The organism is Dactylosporangium sp. NPDC048998 (assembly GCF_043197855.1).
In the GTDB taxonomy this organism is placed as follows: domain Bacteria; phylum Actinomycetota; class Actinomycetes; order Mycobacteriales; family Micromonosporaceae; genus Dactylosporangium.
The window spans coordinates 1-2,577 of record NZ_JBICTV010000093.1 but is presented as its reverse complement, the minus strand read 5'-3'; the positions used below and the strand labels follow the sequence as shown (position 1 = coordinate 2,577).

Here is a 2,577-nt window from a genome sequence, read left to right as displayed (position 1 = left end):
CCAACCCGCACTGCCGCTCGTGCGACCGGTTGATGTTCCACGTAGCCACGGTGCAGAACCACATCCGCGAGTACGGGCACGGCTGGCGCAGCCTGAACATCTGCGAGGAGTGCCGAATCACGACCTGTACCGCAACGAATTGGAACTAACGTCCCGTCATGCAGGCCTTCGTGGCACCATCGCTGAACAGGGCGCGAAGATCACACCGGCGACAACCGGGAAGATGGCGGCCATGGGTTTCTGGGACGCCGGCTCGTTCGACAACGACGACGCCGCAGAATTCGCTGGCGCCCTCGACGGGGCAACCATGGAAGCACGCACCGAACTGGTCGGCAGCGCGCTGGAACGTGTCGCCAACACCACTTCGCGACTCGATCGCGGTCGGCTGATCGCTGGCCAGGCGCCGCCTGAACTGGCCCGCCGATGACCGCCTGTCTCGCCTGGCTATGGCTGGCTCGTCGGTGGAGGTTGCGGGTGGAGTGCCGTCTTTAGAGTGGGTGGGTGACGTTTCGGCTTGGGATCGATCTGGGCACGTCGACCACTGTGGCGGTGCTGGCCGGACCGGTCGGCCCGCCGCGCACGCTGTTGTTCGACGCGTCGCCGCTGTTGTCCTCTGCGGTGTTCGCCGGCCCGGGCGCCGATCTGCGGACCGGGCAGGATGCTGAGCGGGCCGCGACCGCGCGCCCCGAAGGGTTGGAGCTCAACCCGAAGCGTCGCATCGACGAGAACACGGTGTGGCTGGGTGAGCGGGAGTATCCGGTCGTCGACATCCTTGGGGCCGTCCTGGGCCGGGTTGCCGCGGAGGCCCGCCGGGTCGCCGGGGAGACCCCGCAGACCGTCATCCTCACCCACCCGGCCGCGTGGGGCCGTGCCCGGCTGAACGTGCTGGTCCAGGCCGCCGAGCAGGCCGGGCTTGCCGTCGCCGCCCTGGTCCCCGAACCGGTCGCGGCCGCCGCCTATTTCGTCACCGCCCTGCAGCGCAACGTCGCCGTCGGCCGGTGCGTCGTGGTGTACGACCTCGGCGCCGGGACCTTCGACGTGAGCGTCGTGCGGCGCGCCCAGACCGGTTTCGAGGTGGTCGCCGCCGACGGCCTCACCGACGTGGGCGGCCTCGACCTCGACGCTGTGGTCGTCGCGCACGCCCGCGGCCTGACCGGCACCGCCACCGACCTGTGGGGAACGCTGGACTGGCCACAGACCGCCGCCGACCGGCAAGCGCGGCACGCGCTGTGGTCCGGCGCCCGCGCCACCAAAGAACAACTGACCCGCCACGCCACCGCCGATCTGTACGTGCCCTTGGTGGACACAGCGGTACACCTGACCCGGGACGAGTTCGAGAAGGCCGCTCGCCCGCACCTGGAGCGCACCGTCGCCCTGACCGTCGGGGTACTGCGCGACGCCGGTATCGGCCCGGAACGCGTCGACGGCGTGTTCCTCGTCGGCGGCTCCTCCCGCACCCCCCTCGCGGCGACCCTGCTGCACCGCACCATGCGCATCAGCCCCACGGTTGTCGACCAACCCGAACTCGTCGTCGCTGAAGGCAGCCTCCACACCCCGGCAGCGGCGGTCACCACACCGCAAGCCCTCCACGTACCGGCAGCGAATGCAGCACCGGTCGGCCCCTTCCCAGCTGGCGATCCAGTCGCGGCTGACGACGAATGGGAACCGGCCATGAGCGGTGATGGCGGATCGGAGCCCGCCGCGAGTGGTTGGCCGGCACGTTCAAAGGTTGTCGTGGAGGCATCGACAACGCCCTCCCCGGATGCGGCCGGTGGGGAGACCGTGTCGAAGCCCAGTGGCGGTCACCAGGTGGTCGCCGCGCCTCGAAAGCGACCGACACCAGCCGCTACCCGCGTTCACGACCCGTTCGAGGACCCGGACCGGGCGGCGTGCTGGACACAAGAGGGCGACTGCTGGCGCCTTTGGGACGGCAGGCTGTTCGCGTACCGGGACCCGCGGTGGCGACGCTTCTTCGTCGACGGAAAGCCCTTCTACGCAATGCAGTGAGCACAGCGACCCCTTCGCAAGGTTTGCTCTGTGGTTCCCTTGGCCCCGGCTGCGGGCTCGGCTCAGGCGGCGACCATCGCGTCGGCGGCTGACCACCTCGTCGCCAGCCGGCAATCACTGCGCATAACAGCGATTTCGATGCTCACCGGCGTGTACGCCACCAACGAACGCCGGCCCTGCCGCTGTTGCGGTCGAACGGGGCAGACGGCCGGGCGGTTGCGGGTACACCATGTTCGTCGTGATCGACTGGAACTCCTGGATCGACCCTCACTTCGGCCCCGTCGGCATCACCGTGACCGCCCTGGTGACGGCCTGGATCCTGTACCGGGTCGCCCGCGCGACCCCGACCCGGGTCGCCCGCACGCGGCAGGCCGTCGAAAGTCGGCCCGACGGGCGGGTGCGCTTCCACCGCCAGTTCATCGCGCGCCAGTGGATGCTCTGCGCGGTGGCCCTGCTCCCGCTGCTCACCGACCGCGGCGTCGACGCCGCCGACTACGGGCTGCGCTACCCAGGCTCCTCCCAGACCGGGCTCGCGCTGTTCGCGTTCGTCGCGGCGGTCCTGCTCTTCTG

Annotated in this window: 3 protein-coding genes; all 3 read left to right on the top strand. The window is 70.2% G+C overall.

What is annotated here, in order from left to right:
* A partial coding sequence (locus tag ACGFI8_RS47935; RefSeq protein WP_392815798.1) for a DUF4259 domain-containing protein occupies positions 1-427 on the top strand: 427 nt, incomplete at its 5' end.
* Positions 428-501: 74 nt separating this feature from the next.
* On the top strand, positions 502-2,007 hold the full coding sequence (locus tag ACGFI8_RS47930; RefSeq protein ID WP_392815797.1) for an Hsp70 family protein: 1,506 nt from the start codon (positions 502-504) through the stop codon (positions 2,005-2,007).
* Between the two features lie 238 nt (positions 2,008-2,245).
* A partial coding sequence (locus ACGFI8_RS47925; RefSeq protein WP_392815794.1) for a hypothetical protein occupies positions 2,246-2,577 on the top strand: 332 nt, incomplete at its 3' end.